Origin of the sequence: Arthrobacter sp. HS15c (genome assembly GCF_040812005.1) — a bacterium.
Classification (GTDB): Bacteria; Actinomycetota; Actinomycetes; order Actinomycetales; family Micrococcaceae; genus Arthrobacter.
The window spans coordinates 107996-131756 of sequence record NZ_JBFOHM010000001.1 but is presented as its reverse complement, the minus strand read 5'-3'; the positions used below and the strand labels follow the sequence as shown (position 1 = coordinate 131756).

Below are 23761 nucleotides of genomic sequence, written 5' to 3'. Positions count from 1 at the left end.
GTGGGCGGGGACATACGCGGCACTGTGACAAATTAGACATGAGTCGGACGCCACAATGTGATGGCCGCGACCACAGGGAAGACCTATCCTCGAATAATCATGACAACAGCCTCGAGCACGGACCCGTCAGCAGCTGCTGCGGCGTCCCCAGCCAGCAGCATCACCGGCGGCCACCTCGGATCCCGGCCAATCGGCATCTTTGATTCCGGCGTCGGCGGGCTGACGGTGGCGCGGTCCATCATCGACCAGCTGCCCAACGAATCGATCCTTTACGTCGGGGACACGGCCCACGGGCCGTACGGCCCCCTGCCCATCGCCGAAGTCCGGGCCAACGCCCTGGGCGTGATGGACGAACTGGTGGACTCCGGCGTCAAGCTGCTCACCATCGCCTGCAACTCGGCGTCGGCCGCGGTCCTGCGCGACGCCCGGGAGCGGTACACCGCCAAGTACGGGATTCCCGTCATTGAGGTGATCCAGCCGGCCGTGCGGCGGGCCGTGGCTGCCACCCGGAGCGGACGCGTGGGCGTGATCGGAACGTCCGCCACTGTTGGCTCCCGCGCCTACGAGGACACGTTCGCAGCGGCGCCGGACCTGGAGATCACGTCCGTGGCATGCCCCGAGTTCGTCAGCTACGTCGAAGCGGGCATTACCACCGGGCCCGCGCTGCTGGCTGTCGCCGAGGAATACCTCGCTCCGCTGAAGGCTGCCGGGGTGGACACTGTGGTTCTCGGCTGCACGCACTACCCGCTGCTCACCGGCGTCATTTCCTATGTGATGGGCGAGTCCGTAACGCTGGTTTCAAGCGCTGAGGAGACAGCCAAGGACGTTTACCGGGCGCTGGCCACCCATGACCTGCAGCGCACCACCGCGACGCCGCCGGAACACCACTTCATCGCCACCGGCGATGCCGGCCAGTTCGAAGCCCTCGCCCGCCGCTTCCTCGGACCCGAAGTCCTGTCCGTCCGGCACGTGGACCACGTCTCCGCCCAGTACCCCACCGGCAGCCTCGCCCGGATCACCCCGGAGATGATTGCCGCTGCACAGAGCGCCACCGGGAGCATCAGGCCGCCTCGGCGGCTGTCGAACTTCGTGGAAAGCGGCCGGGCCGGAGGTCCTGCCCAGTGAAGCTCACCATCGTTGGCTGCACCGGATCCTTCCCGGGCCCGGGCTCGCCGGCGTCGTGCTACCTCCTGACCGCCAACGACGGCGAACGGACGTGGAAGATCGTGATGGACCTGGGCAGCGGCGCGCTCGGCGCCATCCAGCGGTACACCGACCTCGAGGACATCGACGCGATCTTCCTGACCCACCTGCACCCGGACCACTGCATGGACCTGTGCGGCCTGCACGTGGCGGTCCGCTGGAAGCCGGGCGGCTGGGGACGCGGCCGGATTCCCGTCTGGGGCCCGGCGGCCACCGCCGACCGCATGGCCACCGCGTACGGCCTGGACCTGGACCCCGGCATGCACGAGGAGTTCGACTTCACCAACTGGACCGAACGCGAACCCGTGACCCTGGGGCCGTTCACCATCACCCCGTTCGCCGTGAACCATCCGGTGGAGGAGGCCTACGCCCTCCGCGTGGAGGTCACGGAGCCGGACAAGGAAGGCAACCAGGTCAGCCGGGTGCTGACCTATTCGGGGGACACCGATTCCTGCGCCGGCCTGGAGGAGGCGGCCAAGGACTCCGACCTGTTCCTCTGCGAGGCGGCCTTCGAGGAAGGCCGCGACGACGGCATCAAGGACGTGCACCTGACCGGCAAGCGCGCTGGCGAGGCCGCAGCGGCTGCCGGGGCGCGCCGGCTCCTCCTCACACACATCCCCGTCTGGACCTCACCCACCACGGTCATGGCGGAGGCCCGTCCGGTCTTCGGGGGCGACGTGGCGGTTGCCGTGGCCGGAGTGCACTACACGATCTAGGACCGCCTGGGCCGCCGGCCCTCTCGGACCTTCAAGACTCCCGCACTGGTGCTGGACAGGTTTTTCCGATAGCTTATCGATATTCGTTAATAACGATCATCGATAATACTTTGGGGGACACATTGGTGCAGACCGAGAACCGCAGGCCGTCCGGGCAGGGGAAAGTGGTGTCTCGCGCGGATGCTGTGGCGATCATGACCGTCGCTGCCCTTGCAGCGACCGCCACGACTTTTCTGACCATCGCCGGAATCATTGCAAACTTCGCAGGACCGGTGACGTTGACCCTGCCCCTGCACTCGTCGCCGCAGGACCCCACCGGGCTGGAACTGGGCGCCACGGCGCGCTTCACTGCCATGGAAGCAACCATTCCTGGCCTTCCTTCGGGTGAGGCGGCGCTCCTGGCGTGGGCCGGCGTCCTGGGCCAGGTCGGCGTCCTGGCCGTGGCGGCCCTGCTGTTCCTGCTCGCCCTCCGGCTCCGCGGGGAGAACCTCTTCACTCCGGCTTCGGCATGGATTGTGGGGGCCTGCGGCGTAGTCCTTGCCCTCGCCGGCAGCGCCGGACAGGTTCTCGATGCGGTCGCCCGCACGCGCGTGGCCCGCCTGATCGCCGCCAACGGGCAAAGCGACGGCTTCGCGGCCGGCTTCAATTTCACACCACTGGTTGCCGGCGTCGTCCTGGTACTGATCGCCGGCGTTTTCCGGTTCGGCCGCCGGCTGCAGAAGGATACCGAGGGGCTCGTCTGATGCCGGCCGAGGATTATTCGGCCATCCATTGCCGGCTTGATGAACTGCTGGCGGAGCGCGGCATGAGCCTGACGGAACTGAGCCGGCGGGTGGGCGTCAGCCTGGTGAACCTGTCAGTGCTCAAGAACAACCGGGCGAAGGCCATCAGGTTCTCCACCCTGACGGCACTGTGCGCCGTCCTGGACTGCAGCGTCGGCGATCTGCTCTCCTATCAGCCCGCATAAGCACCGGCGGATCCGGCGGTGGCCGGGCGGGCGGCGGCGAGTCGATAAGCTAAAGCCATGACTTCAGAAGCAACCGCAGTGCCCGTAGTGCGCGCCGACGGCCGTACCCCCGACCAGCTCCGCCCCATCAGCATCACGCGCGGCTGGTCCAAGCAGGCAGAGGGTTCGGCCCTGATCGAGTTCGGCAACACACGGGTCCTGTGCACGGCTTCGCTGACCGCCGGGGTGCCGCGCTGGCTCAAGGGTGAAGGCCGGGGCTGGGTCACCGCCGAGTACGCCATGCTGCCGCGTGCCACCAACACCCGTTCGGACCGCGAATCGGTCAAGGGCAAGATCGGCGGACGGACGCACGAGATCTCCCGGCTGATCGGCCGTTCGCTGCGCTCCATCATCGACACCAAGGCCCTGGGCGAGAACACGATCGTGCTGGACTGCGACGTCCTGCAGGCAGACGGCGGAACCCGCACGGCCGCCATCACGGGCGCGTACGTGGCCCTGGCCGACGCCATCCGCTTCGCCCGCGAGAACAAGCTGATCGCCAAGAACGCCCAGCCCCTGATCGACACCATCGCGGCTGTTTCCGTGGGCATCATTGACGGCGTCCCCATGCTGGACCTGCCCTACGTCGAGGATGTCCGGGCCGAGACCGACATGAACGTTGTGGTCACCGGTTCCGGGAAGTTTGTAGAGGTCCAGGGCACCGCGGAGGGCGCTCCCTTCGACCGCGACGAGCTCAACCAGCTGCTCGATCTTGCACTCCTGGGCACCACCCAGCTGGCGGCGATCCAGCGCGAAACCCTCGCGGACGCCCTGTGAGCCAGGCCGGCACAGGTCCCGACGGCGCAGCGCCCCGGCTCGTCCTCGCCACGCACAATAAGGGAAAGCTCCGCGAACTGCGGGAGCTCCTGCGCGGCCAGGTTCCGGGGCTCGACGTCGACACCCAGGTGGTGGACGCCGCGGCGGCCGGTGCGCCGGACGTCGTCGAAACGGGTGTGACGTTTGCCGAGAACTCACTGCTCAAGGCCCGCGCGGTAGCCGAGGCAACCGGCCTGGTGGCCATCGCCGACGACTCAGGACTGGCTGTCGACGTCCTGGGCGGGGCGCCCGGCATCTTTTCCGCACGGTGGGCCGGCCGGCACGGGGACGATGCCGCCAACCTGCAGCTCCTGCTGGACCAGCTGTCGGATGTCCCGGACGGGCACCGCGGGGCGGCGTTCGTCTGCGCCGCCGCGCTGGCCGTCCCGGCGGCGGCGGGCACGGCCTACGAAACGGTGGAATACGGGCAGCTTGAGGGAACCCTGCTGCGCGAGCCGCGGGGCGAGGGCGGCTTCGGCTACGATCCCGTCCTGCAGCCCGTCGGCGAGGAGCGCAGCTGTGCCGAGCTGTCCGCGGAGGAGAAGAACGCCATCAGCCACCGGGGCCAGGCTTTCCGGGCCCTGCTGCCTGCCATTGTCGAGGCACTCGCCCGGACGTAGCGCCTGGTCCGGAGGCGATGGCCTGAAGAAACTGGCCTTGAGACACTGGCCTTAAGACAAGGAAGGGAGCCCTGCACCTGCAGGGCTCCCTTCCAGTTTCCGGCGTTGGGCCGGCGGTGCTGCCGTGGGGCTCAGTGCTCCGGGTGGGTCTTCCGCTCGGCGGCGGGTTCGTGCTCTTCGATGAACTCGTCCACCGGATCCGTGCCGTACTTGGCGGCCTGGCGCTTGGCTGAGATGCCGCGGAGCACTTCGATGCCGATCGGAATGACGGAGACCAGCACGATGGCGATGAAGATGATGTCCAGGTTTTCCCTGACCCACGGGACCTTGTCGCCCAGCAGGTAGCCGAGGAGGGTCACGCCGCTGCCCCAGAGGACCGCGCCGATCACGTTGAAGAGGAAGAATTTCTTCTTGTCCATCTGGGCTACGCCCACAATGACGGGAACGAAGGTCCTGATGATCGGAACAAAGCGGGCCAGGATCAGGGCCTTGCCGCCGTGCTTCTCGAAGAACGCATGGGCATTCTCCACGTTTTCACGCTTGAACAGGCGGGAATTGGGCTTGTTGAAGATGGCAGGACCGGCCTTGGAACCGATCAGGTAGCCGGTCTGGTTGCCGATGATCGCGGAGACCGTGATCAGGAGCGCCAGGAGCCAGACATTGAACTTGATGGTGTCCGTGGCCACCAGCAGGCCGGCCGTAAACAGCATTGAATCGCCGGGCAGGAAAAAACCCACCAACAGGCCGGTCTCGGCAAAGACGATTCCGCAGACCAGCAACACCACCCAGGGGGCGAGTGCGGGGTCGGCCAGGAAAACCTGGGGGTTCAGCCAGTCGGGCAGGAACGATGCCAGCTGCGGCTGGACCGGTCCGGCACCTCCCAGCATGGGCGCGGCAAGGTCGCTGATCGCAAGAAAGTTCACCTACTCAGGGTACTTGACCCGGCGCCAGGCCGACTGTCATGGTGATATCCGCGACAGGGCCGCCGTGGTGACACAGGAACGGCCCTGGACGCCGGTAAAGTATGGGCCGTGGGTTTGGACTTTACGGCGATCGACTTCGAAACAGCCAACGGCTTCCGGGGTTCACCGTGCGCGGTGGGCCTAACGAAGGTCCGGGGCGGCAAAGTGGTCGCCGAGGCGTCCTGGCTGATGCGCCCCCCGGCGGACCACGACCACTTCGATTACCACAACGTCCGGATCCACGGCATCCGCGCCGAGGACGTTGCCGGACGTCCACGGTTCGGTGAACTCTTTCCCGAGATTGGCGCGTTCATCGGCGACGACATCCTGGTGGCCCACAATGCGGCCTTCGACCTCGGCGTCATCAGGTCCGGCCTGGAGGTGTCAGGCCTTCCCGGGCCCGCCTACGATTACGTCTGCACCGTCGTGCTGTCCCGCCGCTGCTATTCGCTCGTCTCGAACTCCCTGCCCTTTGCCGCTGAAGAGGCCGGCGTTCCTCTGGTCAACCACCACGACGCCGGCGAGGATGCCCGCGCCTGCGCCGGAATCCTGATCGATATCGCCGCGCGCAACGGTGCCAACAGCATCGCCGAACTGTACCTGTCACTGGGCCTCGCACTTGCCCACCAGCCGGCCTTTGACCCGTCGCGGGATGCGCTGTCCAAGCAAAGCCTCGCCGCGGTGGCCGTCGCCGATGGCGGTGGCCCGGCCCGGGTCCTGCCGTTCCGGTCGGGCTGGCCGGAGGAAGGTGCCAACCCGCTGCCCAACGCCGACGCCGAACCCAGCCATCCGCTGTACGGCCAGACAGTGGTCTTCACCGGGGAGCTCACCATGGCACGGCCCGAAGCCAAGGTCCGCTCCGCGGAGTTCGGCGCCCGGCCCGAAAGCAGGGTGACGGCTCGGACCACCGTGCTGGTTGTCGGCGACGGATTTGTGGCCTCGGACCTGCGCTCCGGGAGGCTGACGGGCAAGGCCCGGCGCGTCCTGGAACTGCATGAACGCGGCCAGCTGATCGAGGTGCTCTCCGAAGGCGAATTCCTCCAGATGGTGGGCGGCTACGCCACGGCCGGCGTTCCTGCGGCAGCCCACACCGGCTGATTCATCTGGCGCAACAAACCTTCCGCGCCGCCCGGCGTGCTCCTAGCCTTGCAGCATGAGCAAATCCACCGGCGTTAAGACCACCCCCGCGGCCACCCGGACGGGGATCGACTGGCGTGCGGTGTTTGCCTTCCCCAACCCGGTCAACGAATACGCTGCCCGGATCACTGCCGGGCTGGTGGTGCTGCTGGCCGGCGCCACGCTTTTGACCGGTTCCGGCTGGGGGCTGCTGGTCATTGCTGCCGGTTTTTGGCTCCGAGTGCTGTTCGGCCCCCGGATTTCACCGCTGGCCCTGCTCTCGGTGAAAGTCCTGGCACCGCGGCTGGGGCGGCCGAAGCTCGTCCCGGGGCCTCCCAAGCGGTTCGCCCAGGGCATGGGTACCGTGGTCTCCACTACGGCCCTGATCCTTTTCGCGGCGGGCGCCGCTCCCGCAGCCTGGATCGTGCTGGCAGTTCTCATCCTTGCCGCGTCCTTGGAAGCGTTTGCGGGCTTCTGCCTGGGCTGTGTCATTTTCGGGCTGCTGCAGCGCCGCGGACTCATCCCGGAGGAAGTCTGCGAGGCGTGCAACAACGTCTCCCTCAGGCGGTTGTGACGCCCACCAGCATGTCCGCCATGCCGCGGATGACGTGCGGTGCCTCCAACTGTTCCAGCCAGGCCGCCGGAAGGCACGCCTCGCCGTAGTAGGCGCCAAGGATGTTGCCCGCGATCGAACCGGTGGAATCGCTGTCGCCGCTGTGGTTGACGGCCAGGCCGACGGCGGCGCGGAAGTGATCTTCCGGGGCACCGGATCCTGTGCTGTCCGGGGCCGTCGCCAGGACTGCGTAAAGCCCGACGGCGAACGCCTCCTCAGCGACCCAGCCCTCGCCGAGTTGCTGCACCAGTTCCTCCGGGCCCACGATGCCGGTTTCGGCGAGGCGGACCGCCGCCTCGAGCCGCAGCGGCAGTTCCGGAGCGCCGTCGGCGAGTGCCCGCACATCATCCAGGACCGCCGCCGCTGCTGCCTGCAGGGTGTCGCCGGACACCAGCCTGTTAATCAGCAGGCTGAAGGCTCCCGCACTCTGGCGCGCGGACGGATGGCCGTGCGTCAGGGCCGCCGCGTCGGCACTCAGTTTGTAGACGGCGTCGGGCGTGATGTGGGGTATCAGCCCGAACGGCGCGGACCTCATCACCGTCCCGCAGCCCTTGGAGTCCGGATTCACGGGACGGAACGAGGTTCCCATCTCGCCGGTGGCGAGTCCGCTGATGCAGGCTGCGCCCGGGGCGCGGCGGTGCCGAAGCACCTCCTGCGTGTCGATCCAGCGCGGCTGGGGCACCGGTGCGGAGGACGGTGCCGCCTCACCCTGGCTGGCCAGCCAGCGGAGGTACGCCAGCCACAGGCAGGCGTTGGCGTCGGCGCCCACTCCTGAGTTGGCCCATTCGAGCGCCTCGACGAGCCCGTCAACGGTGTACAGCGTCATCTGGGTATCGTCCGAGAAGTGGCTTCCGCCGTCGACCGCTGAAAAATCTGTCAGTCCCTCCGGACCGAAGCGGCGGCGGATCTCCGTGATGGAATCGAATTCGACGGCGTAGCCCAGCGAGTCGCCCAGCGCTCCGCCCAGCAGGCAACCATGGATACGCGACTCCAGCGAGGGCACGGCAGGGGCGCCCGGATCAATGCTCATGACAGTAAATTTACCGTGGCGTGAGGGGTTGCCTGCACGGGGCGCTAAGCTCGGATCCAGCCAACGTCCAGACTCCGCTGGCAGAATGCAGGGGCTGCCTGATGCATAAAGCCCGAGGCAGACCCCAGCCGCTGAGCCCCCACCCTAAGCAAAGGACCGCCCCAACATGACCACGCCTGTGCCCGTACACCACGCACACAACGCCCAGCCTTCCGGGGCCGGCGCTGTCCCGGCCAGCTACGGGCTGGTGGCCAGGCTGTCCGCCGAGGCGTTCGGCAGCCTGTTCCTGGTGGTCGCCGGCCTGGGCGTGCCGCTCTTCACGATTCCGCAGTCCAGCCCGCTGCCGGCTGCGCTCGCCGCCGGCCTCGCGGTCACCGCCGTGATGCTCGCATTCGGCTACGTGTCGGGCGGACATTTCAACCCGGCCGTGACCGTCGGCCATGCCGTGGCCGGGCGGATCCGGCTGGGCAACGCCGCCGCCTACATCGGCGCGCAGCTGGTGGGCGCCCTGCTCGGTGCCCTGGCACTCTTCGCGATCCTCCGCACCCTTCCCAGCATCCAGGACAGCCGGACGGCGTTCGACACCGTCACGGCGGGCTTTGGTGAGCACTCCATCATCCAGGCCCCGATGGCCGCGGTCCTGCTGCTGGAGGTGCTGGGCGCCGCGATCCTGGTTTCCATCTTCCTCGGTGCTACCGCCCGCAGCGGCGTCAACAAAGCCGCTGCGCCCGTGGCTGTGGGCCTGGCCTTCGCAGTGCTGCTGCAGTTGGGCCAGTCCGTAGGAAATGCGCCGTTCAACCCGGCCCGCGCCACAGCCTCTGCCATCTTCTCCTCTTCGTGGTCGCTGGAGCAGCTGTGGGTCTTCTGGGTGGCGCCGCTGGTCGGCGCAGCCATCGCCGGACTGGTCTTCCGCGGCTTCGCTGTCTCCGCGGACGCTGCAGGCGCGGCCACGGCTGCTGTTGCTGCAGACGCTGCGGATGGCGACCTGGATGAGACCGACGAAATTGACGCGTCCGAGGACCTGGATGAGGCCGGCGACGTTGACGAGTCGGACGACGTTGACGGGGCCGGGAATGCAGTTGCGTCCGCCCCCGTAGCTGTACCGGCAGCCAAGGGCGACGAAGCGCAGGAGTTCTTCGACGGAAAGCGCGGTTAAGCTGCCCGCCAGGGGCGCGGCCGTGCACGAGCGCCAGGGCCCCGCAGCGGGGCTGGCTCAAACTGTCAGTGCCAGCCGATAGCGTAGGAATATGCGGTTATTGCACACATCGGACTGGCATCTGGGCCGGTCGTTCCATGGCGTCGGGATGCTGGACGCCCAGCGGTCCTTCGTCGACCAGCTCGTCAGCGCCGTCACGGAAAACGCTGTTGACGTGGTCCTGATCGCCGGCGACGTGTACGACCGCGCCCTGCCGGGCGTGGACGTCGTGGGCCTGCTGGACGACGCCCTGGTCAGGCTGACCGGAGCCGGCGCCAAAGTGGTCCTGACCAGCGGCAACCATGACTCCGCCATCAGGCTGGGCTTTGCCTCACGTTTGCTGGAACGCGGCGGAGTGCACCTTCGCACCAGGCTGGCCGAACTGGACCAGCCGCTGCTGCTGCCCCTGGACGGGACAGCCGCGGCGGACACCGGGGCTGAGGGCGCCATGCTGGCCATTTACGGCATTCCGTGGCTGGAACCGCGCCTGGTGGCCGAACCCCTGGGCGTGGAGACGGCCAGCCACTTCGAGGTCACGCGGGCCGCCACGGACCTCATCCGGGCGGATCTTCAGCGCCGCAGCGCCTTGGGCACCGTCCATTCCGTAGTCCTGGCACACACCTTTGCCAGCGGCGGCATCAGCTCGGACAGCGAACGGGACCTCAGCATCGGGGGAGTGGGAGCTGTCCCTCTGGACCTGTTCGACGGCTTCAGCTATACCGCGCTGGGCCACCTGCACGGCCGCCAGTCGCTCTCTCCCCAGGTCAGGTACTCCGGGTCCCCGCTGGCCTATTCCTTCTCGGAAGCCAAACACCAAAAAGGCGGCTGGCTGATCGACGTCGGCCCTGCCGGCGTTGCCGGCGTCACGGAACTGGCCTGGAAGGCTCCCCGGACACTCGCAGTGCTCCGCGGCGAAATCACGGAACTGCTGGAATCCAGCGACCACACCTGGGCAGAAGACGCCTACTGCCAGATCACCGTGACGGATGTCCAGCGGCCCGCCCAGGCCATGGAACGACTTCGGTCACGTTTCCCGGACACCCTGGTGCTTGGCTTTGATCCCCAGGGCGGAGCCGTGAAGCCGGCAGCCAGCTACAGCAGCAGGCTGGCGGAGGCCGAGGACGACCTCTCCGTCTGCTGCGGATTCCTCGACCATGTCCGCGGCCGGCAACCCGACGACGCCGAACGGGCCGCCCTCGCAGCGGCCCTGGACAACGTGCGGCTCCAGGAGGCATCGCTGTGAGGATCCACCGGTTGCGGATCTCCGCGTTCGGGCCCTTCGCCGGCACCGAGGAAGTCGACTTCGATCGGCTCAGTGCCCACGGGCTGTTCCTCCTCAACGGTCCCACCGGCGCCGGCAAGACCAGCGTCCTGGACGCCATCTGCTTCGCGCTTTACGGCTCCGTCCCAGGCGCGCGCCAGGACGGCAAGCGCCTGCGCAGCGACCATGCGGACCCGGCCGAGGAACCGGCCGTCAGCTGCGAGTTCTCGGCACAGGGCCGGCACTTCGAAGTCACCCGTTCGCCGGCATGGGACAAGCCCAGCGCGCGCGGGAAAAACGGATTCACCACCCAGCAGGCCAAGACCCTCCTGCGCGAACGGGTGAACGGGGACTGGATCGAAAAATCCGGCCGCAACGATGAAGCGGGCGCCGAAATCACCGGCCTGCTGGGGATGGACCGCGAACAGTTCACCCGCGTGGTGATGCTCCCGCAGGGCGACTTCGCGGCGTTCCTGCGGTCCAAGGCATCAGACCGCCTCGACCTGCTGCAGAAACTCTTCGGCACCCAGCGTTTCGAAGCAGTGGAACAGGAGCTCTCGCTCCTGGCCCAGGCCGCACGGAACGACGTTTCCCGCCTGAACGGGCAACTTGAGCTGCTGGCAGCGAGGGCTGAAGCCGAGGTATCCGCCGTCGGCCTCGACGAAACCGGAACGCCGCCGGAGGGGGACGCTGGGGCCCGGATTGAGTGGCTGCAAGCAGCCCTCGCCGTCCGCGCCGCCGGCCTGGCCGGGGAGGCGGAAGCAGCCAGTTCGCTGAGCCGGGAGCACCGGCAGTTGCTGGAGACTGGAGTTGCCAGGACGGAGCGGCAGCGCCGGCTGGAAGCCGCGGCAGCCCGAAAAGCGGCGGCCGACGAGGCAGCCCCGGTCCTGGACGCGCACGCCGCGCGGCTTGCCCGGCACCGCCAGGCGGAAGTACTGACCGGCCAGCTGCAGGCTGTGGAGAAAGCAGAAGCCCAGCTCCGCAGTGCGGCTGCAGCCCGCGAGTCAGCCCTCACGCTCCTGCGCGTGGCAGTGGACGAGGACCCGGAGCTGGAGTGGCTAGATCCGGACGCACCCGATGCCGCCTCGGAACTGAGCCGGCTGCGATCGATGCTCGCCGTGGTGGAAGCGCGGCTGCCGGACGAAGAGCGGCTCCTGGCCCTTACTGCCAGGCGGGCGGACCTGGGCCGGAAGAAGGAAGAGCTGCAGGTTACTGAGGTTGAACTTGGCGGCAGGCTCGAGGCCCTGCGGGCGGAGTACACGGACCTGTCCGCGGGCCTGGAGCCACTCGCCGAACTGGCTGCAGCCGCCGTCATGCACACCAAGGAAGCAGCCGCGGCCGACGAACTGCTGGACGTCGTCCGCCGCTACCGGACTGCCGTGGCGGCACAGCACCTGGCGTCAGAGCACTACGAGGCGTGCCGCGAGGACCACCTTCAGAAAAAGCACCGCTGGCTCGATCTTCGCGAAGAGCGCCTGGCGAATGCGGCAGCTGAACTCGCGGCGCAGCTCGCCGACGACGTGCCCTGCCCTGTGTGCGGCAGCCCGGACCACCCGTCCCCGGCAAAGGCGGCACAGTCAGCCTTCCTGCTCGGCGAGGCCGAAGAGGAAGCCCGCGAGGAGTTCGAAGCGGCGGAGGCCCGGCTCTCAGTGCTGGGCACAGAGCTGGCAGCGGCGAAGCAGATGGTGGCCGTGCTGGCAGGCCAGGGCGGGGATACCCCCGAAGACGCTGCCCAGGAGGCAGCCGATGAGGCACGGCACGCTGCCGAACGCTCCGCGCAGGCGGCTGACGAGCTGGCCGGGATCCGGTTGCGGCTCACCGGAATCGAAACCCGCATCGCCGAAGCGGAGACGGGCAGGTCAGCCGCCGGTGCGGAACTTGCCCAGGTGGAGTCCACCCTGGCCGAGGTCCTGGACCAGGCAACGGCCCTCAGCGAATCGCTGTCGGGCCTCAGGTCCGGCCACCGCGATCTCACGCACCGGCTGCGTGCACTGAAGGATGCAGCCGGAACGCTTGAAAAGACCGTGCAGGCGCAGACCCAGCTGGACCAGGCCGGGCTCCGTGCGGCCGACGCCGGGCAGCAGCTGGACCTGGCCCTGCCGGAAGCGGGCTTCGGGACGGCCGAAGAGGCCCGGGCCGAGCTGCTGGGCAGTGCCGAGGCTGCCTCGCTGCAGGCCACCGTCCGCGCCGGGCACGACGAACAAGCCAGGGTGGCCGAGCTCTTTGCCTCTGAGGAGGTGGTCCTGGCTCTTGAGGAACTGGCGTCGGACCTGGTCCCGGACGAGGCCCAGCTCGCGGCGCTGCGGTCAGCTGCTGCGCAGGCCGAAGCTGAGGCGCGCACTGCGGGCCTGGCCGCGGGCATGGCGAAGCGTTGCGTGGAATCCCTGGATGCCATCGTGGCCGAGTACCAGGACCTTGCCGGGTCCGGCAGCGCTCCGCGGGAGCGTGCACGGATGCTGACCGCCCTGGCGGAAGCCGCGGGCGGACGCGGCGACAACACCTACCGCATGAGCCTGAACAGCTACGTCCTCGCCGCCCGGCTGGAACAGGTGGCCCTTGCGGCATCTGAGCGCCTTGTCGCCATGAGCGACGGCCGCTACCTGCTCCAGCACACCGACGCCAAAGCCGCGCGCGGAGCCAAATCCGGGCTGGGACTGGAAGTGGTGGACCAATGGACGGGGCACCGCCGCGACACGTCAACACTTTCCGGCGGTGAATCATTTATGGCATCCCTGTCGCTGGCGCTCGGGCTGGCCGATGTGGTCCAGCACGAATCCGGGGGAATCCAGATTGAGACGCTGTTTGTGGACGAAGGCTTCGGCAGCCTGGACGAGCAGTCGCTTGAACAGGTGATGGATGCACTCGAAGGCCTGCGGGACGGCGGCCGGGTGGTGGGGCTGGTCAGCCATGTTGGCGAAATGAAGCAGCGCATCGGAGTGCAGCTCCAGGTGGTCAAGGGCCGCAACGGGTCCACACTCCACATCTCCGACACGGCACCGCCGCTCTCCTGAGAAGCGGACGCCAGTCCCTGGCCCGGCCCGCAGGGCTATAATCGAACAGTTACCGGGTTGCGCGCATCGGGAGGAGGGACGATGCGCATGAACGAACGAACCCGGAACCTTGAATCCTTCAACCCTCCCTACAACACCTTCCCTGCAGCACGGCCTCCGGCCTGAAGGCCCTGGAGACGACGCTCCCCAGCCGTCCGCAAAAGGCCGCTTTGCCCGGCTTCCGCAGCTGGCCGGCCGCAGCTTTGTTCCCCTGGGACTCTTCGCCCGCCTGCCTTTGGCCATGCTCACCGTCGGTACCCTGACCCTGGTGACCTCGGTCAGCGGCTCGTACGCCGTGGGCGGCACGGCAGCAGGTGCGGTCGGAATCGGCTCTGCCATTGGCGCACCCGTGCTCGGGGCCCTGGCCGACCGGCGGGGCCAGCGCCCGGTCCTGCTGGTCGCAGCCTTCTTCAACACCCTTGCTGTGCTCGTACTGGTCGCCGCAGCCTACGCCATGACCCCGGCCGGGGCCTTCCCCGCGGCCCTGCTCGCCGCCGCGTTTGTTTCGGGGGCCAGTTGCCCGCAGGTCGGCCCGCTGGCACGGGTCCGGTGGATGGCACTGACGTCCCACAGCCCGCAAAGCAGTGCGGCCGCCAAAAGCAAAGCTGCGAACAAAAAGGACCTCGACACCGCCCTGTCCTACGAGAGCACCGCGGACGAACTCACCTTTGTCCTGGGGCCTGCCCTGGTGGGAATCCTGGCCAGCCTCGTGGCACCGTGGCTTCCCCTTGCCCTTGCCGCTGCCCTGACGATCACCCTTGTTCCCGCGTTCGCCGTCCACCGGACTCACCGGGCCGTGCCCATCCACCGCCGCGCTCCGGCCAGGCAAGACGGCGGGTCGAAGGTCATCCCAGCCAGGATTCCGCTGGCGGTGGCGCTGCCGGTCCTGGCCATGGTCTGCATGGGCACCTTCTTTGGCTCGACGCAGACAGCGCTCAGCTCATTTTCGGCAGGCTTTGCCACCTCGGAAATTGCCGGCCTGCTGTATGCCGTGATGGGCGTGAGCTCCGCCGTCGCAGCATTGTCCGTGGCCTACTGGCCGCAGCGCTTAAGCGTCTCAGCGCGGTGGCTGCTGGGGGCTGTGCTGATGGCGGCACTGGCCTTTTTGCTCTTTGTCCCCACGACGGCGACGGGCATGGTGCTGGTGCTTCTGGTCCTGGGCATCCCGGTTGGCCCGGTCATGGTGACGGTCTTCGCGATCGGCGGCCTCATCGCCCCCGCCGGCCGGCAGGGAACCGTCATGACGGCACTGGCCAGCGGCATTGTGGCAGGCACCGCCGCCGGTTCCGCGGTGGCCGGCCAGTTGGCGCAGGCGCACGGCTATTCGGTGGCGTTCCTGGTGCCGGTTGCCGCGGCGGCTGCCCTTGTCCTGCTGGGTGCCGCGTCCGCCGTCGTGCTCCGCAGGAAGCGGGCCTAAGCCGCTTCGCCGCAGCGGCGGTCAGGCCAGCTGGCGTTCAATCCGGGCCGCGCTTGCGGCGATGGCAGCGCCCACAGTAGCCGGATCGTGCGACGACCGGATGTAGACGACGGCGAGCGCGGCCGGGCGTCCGCCAGGAACGCGCACCGGTGCGGCCAGCGATGACACGCCCGCGATGACCTCGTCATGGCTGGCGGAGTAGCCTGTGCGGCGGGCGTCGGCTGCCTCGGGCCGGTAGGGGATCCCCGGCGCAAGCTGTGCCCACTCCGCCTCGGTCAGCGCTGACTGGATGGCGATGCCGGGTGCTCCGGCACTGACGGGATGCCGGGTGCCCGGGTGCTGGGCCACCGTCGCGCTGGAGTGCCGCGGTTCCACGGTCACCAGCGTGATGCAGTCGAGGTGGTCCCACACGGCCACAAAGGCCGTCATGTCCAGGGTGTTGGCCAGGTGGGTGAGTTCAGGCAGGGCCGCGGTCTGGAGGTTGCGCGAGACGCCCCGGGCGAGGACCGCCAGGCCGGGACCAGGCTGCACGCGGCCGGCGTCGTCCCGTACCAGCAGTGAATGGTCCTCCAGCGTCCGCAGGATCCGGTACGCGACAGACCGGTGCACGCCCATGGCATCAGCAAGCTCGGCTATGGTCAGCGGGTTCTGGGCTGCGGCCAGGATTTCGAGCGCCCTGATGCCCCGCGAGAGGGTCTGCGACGGCGACGCCTGCGCGGGAGCTGCTCCCGCGGGGGCGGCGGCTGTGGGGTTCATGGTGTCCATCCTAAGTGGCTGCGGCCGCGTGGCCGGCCGGCTCTTGTGCTGCCGTCCTCATCCGAGTAGCGTCCTATATAAGAATTACTAGTTCAAATATAGAACTCGATCCGACCAGGGTCCAGCGCCGGGGCGATCACAGGTTCTATGTTGAGGATCAAGATGATTTCCGATTCACGGAACACGGCCGATCCGTCAGCCGCCCGCAGGACGTCGGCCCCGCGGTCGCACCATTTCCGCGGCAGCCTGGGCAGGTTCGCCACCGGAGTGGCCATTGTGACTTTCGACGGCGCCACCAGGCGTCACGGCATCACGGTCAACTCCTTCACCGCCGTATCCATGGATCCTCCCCTGGTCCTGGTCAGCATTGCCCGCAGCGCGAGGGCCCACGATGAGTTGGCGGGGCGGCCGTTCACCGTCAACATCCTGGGGGCTGAACAGCGGCAGCTGGCCCTGCATTTCGCCGGCCGTCCGGGACCGGAACCGTTGTGGGTTGAAGGCGGCACGGCGCCGCGGCTGTCAGGGGTCCTGGCCTGGTTCGAGTGCACGCCCTGGGCCGCCTACCCCGGGGGAGACCACACCCTCTACGTGGGCGAGGTGGCCGACTTCAATTACCGCAGCGGTGACGCGCTGGCCTTCGCAAACAGCAGCTTCACCATCATTCCGGAGAGCCAGCTGGGGATGGAGAACCTCCTCTGACCCTGCCCGCCGCAGGAAAGCATGTGGCAGTTCAACGACGACTGGAGGAAACACGATGGGCATCCGCACCGGCCAGCAGTACCTGGACAAGCTCAATTCCATGACCCCGCACGTCATGATCGACGGCGAGGCGGTCACCTCGAACGTTGCCGACCACCCGTCCTTCGCCAACGTGGCACGCACGTACGCCCGGCTCTTTGACATGCAGCACGAGCCCCGGCATGCTGCGGCGCTGACCTACGATTCGCCCACTACCGGTGACAAGGTCAGCGCTTCCTTCCTGGTCCCGCGGACCAAGGAGGATCTGGCCCACCGACGAGCTGCCACCAGGACCTGGGCGGAGTACTCCAACGGCTTCCTTGGCCGGACCGGGGACTACATGAACAGTGCGCTGACCGCGCTTGCCGCCTCGGAAAAGTGGTTCGGGCAGGTGGACCCGATGTTCGGTGAAAACATCCGCAGGTACTACGAGCACTGCCGCGAAAACGATCTCCTTGCCACCCACACCCTGATTCCGCCGCAGGCCAACCGCTCCGTGTCGGGATCCGAGCAGCTGGGCGGCCAGCTGTCTGCCCGCGTCGTCGAGGAGCGCGAGGACGGCATCGTGGTCCGCGGCGCCCGGATGCTGGCCACTATCGCCCCGATAGCGGACGAGCTCCTGGTGTTCCCGTCCACCATCCTGCGCGGGACGCCCGAGGACGCCCCTTATTCGTATGCCTTCGCGGTCCCGAACGACGCCGAAGGCGTCCGGTACCTGTGCCGCACCTCGCTGCACCACGGCGGAGGCAGGCACGACGAACCGCTGGCCAGCCGCTACGAGGAGATGGACGCCGTCGTCGTTTTTGACAATACCTTCGTCCCCAATGAGCGGATCTTCATGCTCGGGCATCCGGAACTCTGTAACGTCTTCTACTCCGAAACCGGTGCCGCAGCACTCATGACGCACCAGGTGGTCACGCGCACCATCGCCAAGAGCGAGTTCTACCTGGGCCTTGCGTCCGAAATTGCGGATGCGATCGGCATCGACGGTTTCCAGCACATCCAGGAGGATCTCGCCGAGCTGATCCAGACGGTTGAGATCGGCAAGGCGCTGATGGCCGCGTCGGAAGCGGAGGCTGCGTTGAACGACGACGGCGTGATGCTGCCCAAGTGGTCCACCCTGAATGCTGCCCGGAACTGGTATCCCAAGGTTGCCCAGCGCTTCCCCCAGATCATCCGGAAGTTTTCCGCCTCCGGCCTGATGGCGCTTCCCGGCGAAGCCGACGTCGCCGGCGAGGCACTGGAAGACATCGAGCTGTACCTGCAGGCCAAGACGCTCACGGGCCCGGAACGCGTGAGGCTGTTCAAGCTGGCGTTTGATGCCAGTGTCTCCTCGTTCTCGGGACGGCAGGCGCTCTACGAGTACTTCTTCTTTGGCGACCCCGTCCGGATGGCCGGCGCCCTCGTCAGTTCCTACGACCGCGGGCCCGTCCGTGCCAGGGTCAGGGAGTTCCTGTCCCGGGACGACTGAGGCCTCCGGCTGCCGCGGCGGGCCGAAAAATCCCCGCGGGCGTGTTCTCTCTCACATTTTCGTAGTACCCTACTAACTAACTGACCGTTCTGTCGGTAATCATGAAGGCGTTTCACCTGGCAGCACCCCTGCCTTAAACAATGGAGTTTCAATGACCACACCTTCTTTGGTGGATTCACTTGCCGGGCCCAGCACCCGGAGGGAAGAACGCAAGGTCCTGGCCGGGACCCTCGTAGGCACCACCATCGAGTGGTACGACTTCTTCATCTTTGCCCAGCTGACGGGGACGCTGCTGTCGCCGCTTTTCCTCACCCCGCTGCAGGCCTCGAACCCCGGCCTGGCGCAGATCCTGTCCTTCGCCCTGATCGGCATCAGCTTCCTGTTCCGCCCGCTGGGCGCCGTCGTCGCCGGCCACCTCGGTGACCGCCTCGGGCGCAAGGCCATGCTCGTGTTCACCCTGCTCATGATGGGTGCCGCGACGGCGCTGATCGGCATGCTGCCCACCTACAACGACATCGGCGTCTGGGCACCGATCCTGCTGATCACCCTCCGAATCGTCCAGGGCTTCTCCGCCGGCGGCGAATGGGGCGGTGCCGCGCTGATGGCGGTCGAACACGCACCGCTGAACAAGCGCGGCCTGTTCGGTGCCTACCCGCAGATTGGTGTTCCCGTAGGCATGATCCTGGCCACCGGGCTGCTGTTCTTCCTCAACAGCAGCATGTCCAAGGAGGACTTCGGCACGTGGGGCTGGCGGGTTCCGTTCCTGCTGTCCATCGTGCTGATCGCGGTCGGATACCTGATCCGCCGCGCCGTGGCCGAGAGCCCGGTGTTCAAGGAGATGGCAGCCCGCAAGGAAGCCAGCAAGGCGCCCCTCGGCGAGCTCATCCGGAAGCACAAGAAGGCTGTCCTCTACTCCACCATGATCTTCATCGGCAACAACGCCGCCGGCTACCTGCTGATCGCGTTCTTCATCTCCTACGCCACCCGGACACTGAAGATGCCCACCCCGCAGATCCTGCTGGCCACCACCTTGGCATCCTTCGGGTGGCTCATCTTCACCCTGGTCGGCGGCTGGCTGTCCGACAGGATCGGCCGGGTTAAAACCTTCCTGATCGGCTACGGCATCGTGTTTGCGTGGATGATCCCGATGTTCGCCCTGATCGACACCAAGGACATCGTGCTTTACGGCGTGGCACTGTTTGTCCTGACCGTGGGCCTCGGCCTGTCCTACGGACCCATGTCCGCGATGTACGCCGAGATGTTCCCGGCCAACGTGCGGTACTCCGGCATCTCCATCGGCTACGCCTTTGGCGCCATCCTCGGCGGAGCCTTTGCGGCCACCATCGCGGAGTCGCTGCTGCAGAGCACCAAGTGGACCGGGTCGATCGGCATCTACATCATGATCCTGTGCGTGATCTCGGCCGCCGGCGTCCTGCTGGCCAAGGAAACCAAGGGCCGCCCGCTGGGAATCAGCCACCACTAGGGACCGGCCGGGCAACAGCGCGGACGTTTCGACAGCAGGCACGGACCACGTGGTCCGTGCCTGGTGTCCGTTAACGGGCGGGTGAGCCGGCGACTACTGGTCCAACTGGCTGATGGCGTCCTCGTCCGTCAGTTGCTCAAAACGGCGGTAGAAGCTGCCGACGGCGCGGAACTTGCCCGGCAGGTGCAGGCAGAGGACAGCATCGCAGACGGCGGCGACGGCGGCTTCAGCCTCCACTGAACCAACAGGCGCCGCCGCCACAACGCGGGCTGCGCCGCCGGACCGGACAGCTTCGACGGCGGCCCGCATGGTGGCTCCGGTTGCCAGGCCGTCGTCGACGAGCAGCACCGTTTTCCCCGTGAGGTCATGCCTGATGGCTGGGTACGTTTCAACCCGGCGGAGGAGCTCGGCGCGTTCCCTGTGCTCCACCTCATCCAGCCATTCCTGGCGGACACCGTGTTCCAGGACCCGGGACATCAGCGGCCTGTTGAGCAGCCGGACAACGCGCCCGTTGGACCAGGCCAGGGCGCCATAAGCGGTCTCGTCGTGGCCGGGGATGCCCAGCTTCCGGACCAGCACCGCACCGAGCGGCAGGTACAGGGCCTTCGAAACGGCTGCGGCCACCGGGATCCCGCCGCGCGCCAGCCCCAGGACAATGGCGTCGGGACGTTCCCGGAACTGCGTCAGCACCGCGGCCAGACGCTCACCGGCATCCGTGCGGTCTTCAAAACGCGTGCTCATTGTTCCCTCTCCGGCTGAATCCGCCCCGCTTCCAGCCTACCTTCTGCCACTGCCGTGACGGGAAGCCGGCGCCTGTCCGGGACGGGGCTGCGGGGTCAGAAAAGGACGGCGGTGACGGCCTCGGTGATCTCATGGATCACGGCCGTCCGCTGCGGGACATCGCTCAAGTCGGCGCCTTTTGTGTAGACCACCAGGACGTAGGTCCCTTCGGACGCGGAGAGGATGGCGGCATCGTGGAGTTCGTCGTCGAGGAGTCCATATTTGTGGAACACCGTCACGCCAGCCGGGACCGCGGCCGGAACAAGGTCTTCGTAGTTGGTGTCCTGCATGTAGGACAGCAGCTGCGCCGTGTGCTCCTGGTTGAGGAGCCTGCCTTCGGAAAGTTCCGCGAGGAGGTGGGCCATGTCGGCGGTGGAGAGAGTGTTCACCTCGGCGTCGTAGCTGATGTCGAGGGAAGCCGCGTAGTCCGAGAGCCGGGACAGGCCGACGGCGTCCATCAGCAGGCTCCACGAATCATTGTTGCTGTCCTGGACCATCGCCTGGATCTGGAACCCCGAGGTGTAGGCGCCCAGCGGATCATCGAGCGACGCCGAACCGTCCTCCACCAGGCTGTAGTAGGCCGCAGCGGTCAGAATCTTCGCCGTGCTGGCTGCCTCGAACGGTTCCTCCACACCATATTGGTGCAGGTCCCCGCCGTCGGTATCCAGCAGCGCAACCCCCACCTGGTACTCGCCGTTGGCGCCGATGATGCCATTGATGGCTGTATCCAGGCCCGCATCAATCCGGGCAGTGCCGGCACGGGAGTCGGCGCCCGTTGCAGCGCGCGACGCCGATCCCGGCCAGGGCAGGGCATGCGCCAGGTTGTAGGCGGCGGCGATGAGGACAACGGCGAGGAACGCCGCGGCGGCCACCAGGACCGAACGGCGGCGTAAGGCGGCGGGCGCGCGGCTGGAGAGGATCGGGCATCTGCCGATCCAACCAACGGAACCTATGCGGGAGCTATGAAACCCCTGTCAGGCCACGGCACTCCGGGATCAGACCGCCAGGAAATTGATGGCGCCCTGCTTGAATGCCCTGCTGGTGATCGCATTGGTGTGGTTGCGGCCCGGAAGCAGCAGCTGCTCGGGCATCGAGCCGGCCTTTGTGCCCAGCTCCGCCAGTTGCGGCATGGTGGCGGCCCGCTCGTCCTTGTCGCCTGCCACGAGGAGCATGGGCATGTGCGGGACGGCTTCGGCAGGATCGTATGGTTCGTCCTTGATTGCCTCAACCAGGGAAAGCAGGGCGAAAATATTGTTGCTGGGCAGCAGCATGGCCATCTTCAGCAGCCCGGCCGTGGACTCGTCGGCAATTGGAGTTCCGTCGGCGAGGTACCGCTGGGCGGCCACCAGGTCGAAGGCGGCCAGCGGGTCGGCGACGTTCGGGCCGCCCAGGACCAGCCGGTGGACAATCTCCGGCTGGGTGGCGCCGAATTCCCAGGCGAGCCGGGAGCCCAGCGAGTAGCCCACCACGTCCAGGCCGCTGGCCGGGTCGCCGTCGCGAAGTGGCCGGACGCCGGCGTCGAACACGATCTGGAGCAGGTCCGCGCGGATGCGGCTGGGGGAGTAGGAGTCCCGGTCCTCCGGGGCGCCGCTGCGGCCGTGGCCCGGCAGGTCCACGGTGATGACGCGCCGTCCGGCCTCCAGCAGGGCAGGCACCCAGCCGGTGTCCTCCCAGTTGAGTTTGCTGGAGGAGGAAAAACCGTGGAGCAGCAGGACGGGCCTGAGTCCGGCGTCGGTCTGGGGCTCGTGCACCTGCACGTAGAGCTGGGGGTCGGTGCCCTCAACGGTGTGGGAATGGATCTCGCCGGTGTGCCTGCCGCTCATGGTGTCAGTCCTCATCAAGTACGGCGCTCAGGCGGACCCGGCGCTTCGGTGCCTCGTCCTTCGGGACCGTGCCCACGATTCCGGCGGTATTGTCCGGCACCTCGAACACGATCGGTGGATCGCCGACATTGATCCTGTCGCCTGCCCCACCGAAGGTAGGCACCACTTTACTGGTTCCGCTCGACCTTAGCGCCCGCGGGAGGTGAGCCGCGCGCCGATCCAGCACGCCGCAGCGAGGCAGGCAACCAGGGCGAAGGTGCTGAGCAGCTGGATGCGGCTGCTTTCCGCGCTGAAGCCGACGGCGAAGATCAGGCCCAGCAGGACCAGGCCAAGGATCGTCAGCCCCGGGAAGCCTTTCATCCGCAGCGGCAGGGGAGTCCCGGCCCGGTCGGCCCGGCGGCGCAGGATCAGCTGCGAGACGAGGGCAGTGCCCCACACCACCAGGCAGGTGGAACCCACCAGCTGGAAGAGGGCCGGCAGGATCCGCTCCGGGAACAGCAGTTCCAGGACAGTCGCAGCAAAACCAAAGGCCACCGAAACACCGACGGCCAGCACGGGCACGCTCGCCCCGCTCAGCCGGGACAGGAACCGCGGCGCCTCTCCGCGCTCTGACAGCGAGTACACCATCCGCGAGGCGCCGTAGAGGTTTGCATTCAGGGCGGAGAGAAGCGCGATGACGGCGACCAGGGTGATTGCCGTACCGGCACCCGGGATCCGCGCGGCGTCGAGGACTCCTGCGAACGGCGACGCGAGGCCTTCCGAGGTGGCCGGCAGTACCGCCGCAATAACAAAGACGGAGCCGATGTAGAAGACCAGGATCCGCCACACGACGGTTTTGATCGCCCTGCCGACGCTGTGTTCAGGGTCCTCGGTCTCCGCCGCGGCCACGGAAACGATCTCGGTGCCGCCAAAGGCGAAGATCACCACAAACAGGGCGGTGGCCACCCCGCCGAGGCCTGCGGGGGCGAAGTTTTCGGTGATGTTGGAAAGTCCCGGCGACGCGACCTCGGGAAGGATCCCCAGGAGCAGGGCGGCGCCGACCGCCAGGAAGAGAACGATGGCCGCGACCTTGAGGATGGCGAACCAGAACTCGAACTCCCCGAAGTTCTTCACCCCCGCCAGGTTGATGGCGGTGAAGACCACCATGAAGATGAGGGCGAGGGCCCAGACGGGGATGACCGGCCAGACGGAGAACAGCAGTCCCGCCGCGCCCAGGGCTTCGGCGGCGATCACCACGACGAGCTGCAGCCACCACAGCCACCCGACCGTGGCGCCGGCGGTCTTCCCCAGGGCGCGTTCGGCGTACACCGAGAACGCGCCGCTGGTGGGGTTGGCTGCGGCCATTTCGCCCAGCGCCCACATCACCAGGATGATGAGCGTGCCCGCCACCAGGTACGAAACCAGCACGGCCGGCCCGGCGGCCTGCACTCCTGCGCCGGAGCCCAGGAAGAGGCCGGCGCCAATCGCGCTCCCCAGCCCCATCATGGTGAGCTGGCGCGGTTTCATGCTGTGGCCGAGGTGGGTTTCCGGCCGCACCTGCGTGGACTTCATTGTCATGCCTTTAAACCTTCTTGGGGTGTAGTTGGTGGTCCTCGTGGGACCACTCGAATTTACCGCCTCGGCAACCGGCGCCCAAGCTGGGACGGTCCTGCGGGCCTCCTCGGTGATGGAACACGCGGTTGGCACGTCCGCGGCCGCCACTTCC

General features: G+C 67.6%; 22 protein-coding genes and 1 pseudogene. 15 read left to right on the top strand and 8 right to left on the bottom strand.

Features of this window, described 5'->3' with window-relative positions:
• The first annotated feature begins 60 nt into the window (after positions 1-60).
• The 6 genes from murI (at position 61) to rdgB (ending at position 4361) form a co-directional block, all read left to right on the top strand.
• A complete protein-coding gene (murI, locus tag ABV518_RS00620) occupies positions 61-1125 on the top strand; it encodes a glutamate racemase (RefSeq protein WP_367764919.1) in 1065 nt (354 codons plus the stop codon).
• Positions 1122-1919, top strand: coding sequence for an MBL fold metallo-hydrolase (locus ABV518_RS00615; RefSeq protein ID WP_367764917.1), 798 nt, complete (start codon positions 1122-1124; stop codon positions 1917-1919). The genes murI and ABV518_RS00615 overlap by 4 nt, the downstream gene beginning before the upstream one ends.
• 125 nt (positions 1920-2044) lie before the next feature.
• The gene (locus ABV518_RS00610) at positions 2045-2662 is read left to right on the top strand and encodes a hypothetical protein (RefSeq protein WP_367764915.1); all 618 of its coding nucleotides are present in this window, start codon (positions 2045-2047) and stop codon (positions 2660-2662) included.
• Positions 2662-2886, top strand: a complete 225-nt coding sequence (locus ABV518_RS00605) for a helix-turn-helix domain-containing protein (protein ID WP_367764914.1) — start codon at positions 2662-2664, stop codon at positions 2884-2886. Before ABV518_RS00610 ends, ABV518_RS00605 begins: the two co-directional genes overlap by 1 nt.
• Positions 2887-2943: 57 nt before the next feature.
• On the top strand, positions 2944-3702 hold the full coding sequence (gene rph / locus ABV518_RS00600; RefSeq protein ID WP_367764913.1) for a ribonuclease PH: 759 nt from the start codon (positions 2944-2946) through the stop codon (positions 3700-3702).
• Positions 3699-4361: an RdgB/HAM1 family non-canonical purine NTP pyrophosphatase gene (gene rdgB, locus ABV518_RS00595; RefSeq protein WP_367764912.1), complete on the top strand. Its 663-nt coding sequence runs from the start codon at positions 3699-3701 to the stop codon at positions 4359-4361. Before rph ends, rdgB begins: the two co-directional genes overlap by 4 nt.
• Positions 4362-4492: 131 nt before the next feature.
• On the opposite strand, the gene ABV518_RS00590 is transcribed toward rdgB, so the two are convergent.
• A complete protein-coding gene (locus ABV518_RS00590; protein WP_367765312.1) occupies positions 4493-5269 on the bottom strand; it encodes a DedA family protein in 777 nt (258 codons plus the stop codon).
• A gap of 123 nt (positions 5270-5392) precedes the next feature.
• Between ABV518_RS00590 and ABV518_RS00585 the strand changes: the two genes are divergently transcribed.
• Positions 5393-6421 (top strand): exonuclease domain-containing protein, encoded by a 1029-nt coding sequence (locus ABV518_RS00585; protein WP_367764911.1) that lies wholly within the window; start codon positions 5393-5395, stop codon positions 6419-6421.
• A gap of 55 nt (positions 6422-6476) precedes the next feature.
• Positions 6477-7013 (top strand): DUF4395 domain-containing protein, encoded by a 537-nt coding sequence (locus ABV518_RS00580; protein WP_367764909.1) that lies wholly within the window; start codon positions 6477-6479, stop codon positions 7011-7013.
• Here the strand turns inward: ABV518_RS00580 and ABV518_RS00575 are convergent.
• Positions 7000-8082, bottom strand: coding sequence for an ADP-ribosylglycohydrolase family protein (locus ABV518_RS00575; RefSeq protein WP_367764908.1), 1083 nt, complete (start codon positions 8080-8082; stop codon positions 7000-7002). The two genes, ABV518_RS00580 and ABV518_RS00575, sit on opposite strands and share 14 nt — an antisense overlap.
• Before the next feature lie 166 nt (positions 8083-8248).
• On the opposite strand from ABV518_RS00575, the gene ABV518_RS00570 reads away from it, so the two are divergent.
• From ABV518_RS00570 to ABV518_RS00555, 4 genes are all read left to right on the top strand, one after another.
• Positions 8249-9238, top strand: a complete 990-nt coding sequence (locus tag ABV518_RS00570) for an aquaporin (RefSeq protein ID WP_367764907.1) — start codon at positions 8249-8251, stop codon at positions 9236-9238.
• 91 nt (positions 9239-9329) lie between these two features.
• Positions 9330-10520 carry an exonuclease SbcCD subunit D gene (locus ABV518_RS00565; protein WP_367764905.1) on the top strand — a complete coding sequence of 397 codons (1191 nt, stop codon included), beginning with the start codon at positions 9330-9332 and terminating at the stop codon, positions 10518-10520.
• On the top strand, positions 10517-13549 hold the full coding sequence (locus tag ABV518_RS00560) for an AAA family ATPase (protein ID WP_367764904.1): 3033 nt from the start codon (positions 10517-10519) through the stop codon (positions 13547-13549). Before ABV518_RS00565 ends, ABV518_RS00560 begins: the two co-directional genes overlap by 4 nt.
• A 142-nt stretch (positions 13550-13691) precedes the next feature.
• On the top strand, positions 13692-15005 hold the full coding sequence (locus ABV518_RS00555) for an MFS transporter (RefSeq protein ID WP_367765311.1): 1314 nt from the start codon (positions 13692-13694) through the stop codon (positions 15003-15005).
• Between the two features lie 21 nt (positions 15006-15026).
• On the opposite strand, the gene ABV518_RS00550 is transcribed toward ABV518_RS00555, so the two are convergent.
• On the bottom strand, positions 15027-15761 hold the full coding sequence (locus tag ABV518_RS00550; RefSeq protein ID WP_367764902.1) for an IclR family transcriptional regulator: 735 nt from the start codon (positions 15759-15761) through the stop codon (positions 15027-15029).
• A 162-nt stretch (positions 15762-15923) separates the two neighbouring features.
• Between ABV518_RS00550 and ABV518_RS00545 the strand changes: the two genes are divergently transcribed.
• From ABV518_RS00545 to ABV518_RS00535, 3 genes are all read left to right on the top strand, one after another.
• Complete coding sequence (locus ABV518_RS00545) at positions 15924-16460, top strand: flavin reductase family protein (protein WP_367764900.1); 537 nt, start codon at positions 15924-15926, stop codon at positions 16458-16460.
• A gap of 55 nt (positions 16461-16515) precedes the next feature.
• Positions 16516-17970: a 4-hydroxyphenylacetate 3-monooxygenase, oxygenase component gene (gene hpaB, locus ABV518_RS00540; RefSeq protein ID WP_367764899.1), complete on the top strand. Its 1455-nt coding sequence runs from the start codon at positions 16516-16518 to the stop codon at positions 17968-17970.
• 151 nt (positions 17971-18121) lie between these two features.
• Complete coding sequence (locus tag ABV518_RS00535; RefSeq protein WP_367764898.1) at positions 18122-19453, top strand: MFS transporter; 1332 nt, start codon at positions 18122-18124, stop codon at positions 19451-19453.
• Between the two features lie 93 nt (positions 19454-19546).
• Here the strand turns inward: ABV518_RS00535 and ABV518_RS00530 are convergent, their stop codons facing one another.
• From ABV518_RS00530 to ABV518_RS00510, 5 genes and pseudogenes are all read right to left on the bottom strand, one after another.
• Positions 19547-20194: a phosphoribosyltransferase gene (locus ABV518_RS00530; RefSeq protein ID WP_367764896.1), complete on the bottom strand. Its 648-nt coding sequence runs from the start codon at positions 20192-20194 to the stop codon at positions 19547-19549.
• A gap of 95 nt (positions 20195-20289) precedes the next feature.
• Positions 20290-21105, bottom strand: coding sequence for a serine hydrolase (locus ABV518_RS00525; protein WP_367764894.1), 816 nt, complete (start codon positions 21103-21105; stop codon positions 20290-20292).
• Positions 21106-21228: 123 nt separating this feature from the next.
• On the bottom strand, positions 21229-22056 hold the full coding sequence (locus ABV518_RS00520; protein ID WP_367764892.1) for an alpha/beta fold hydrolase: 828 nt from the start codon (positions 22054-22056) through the stop codon (positions 21229-21231).
• Between the two features lie 4 nt (positions 22057-22060).
• A pseudogene (locus ABV518_RS00515) lies at positions 22061-22225 on the bottom strand (biotin attachment protein); the annotation flags it as partial.
• 17 nt (positions 22226-22242) lie between these two features.
• On the bottom strand, positions 22243-23613 hold the full coding sequence (locus ABV518_RS00510) for an amino acid permease (RefSeq protein WP_367764890.1): 1371 nt from the start codon (positions 23611-23613) through the stop codon (positions 22243-22245).
• Positions 23614-23761 lie beyond the last annotated feature (148 nt).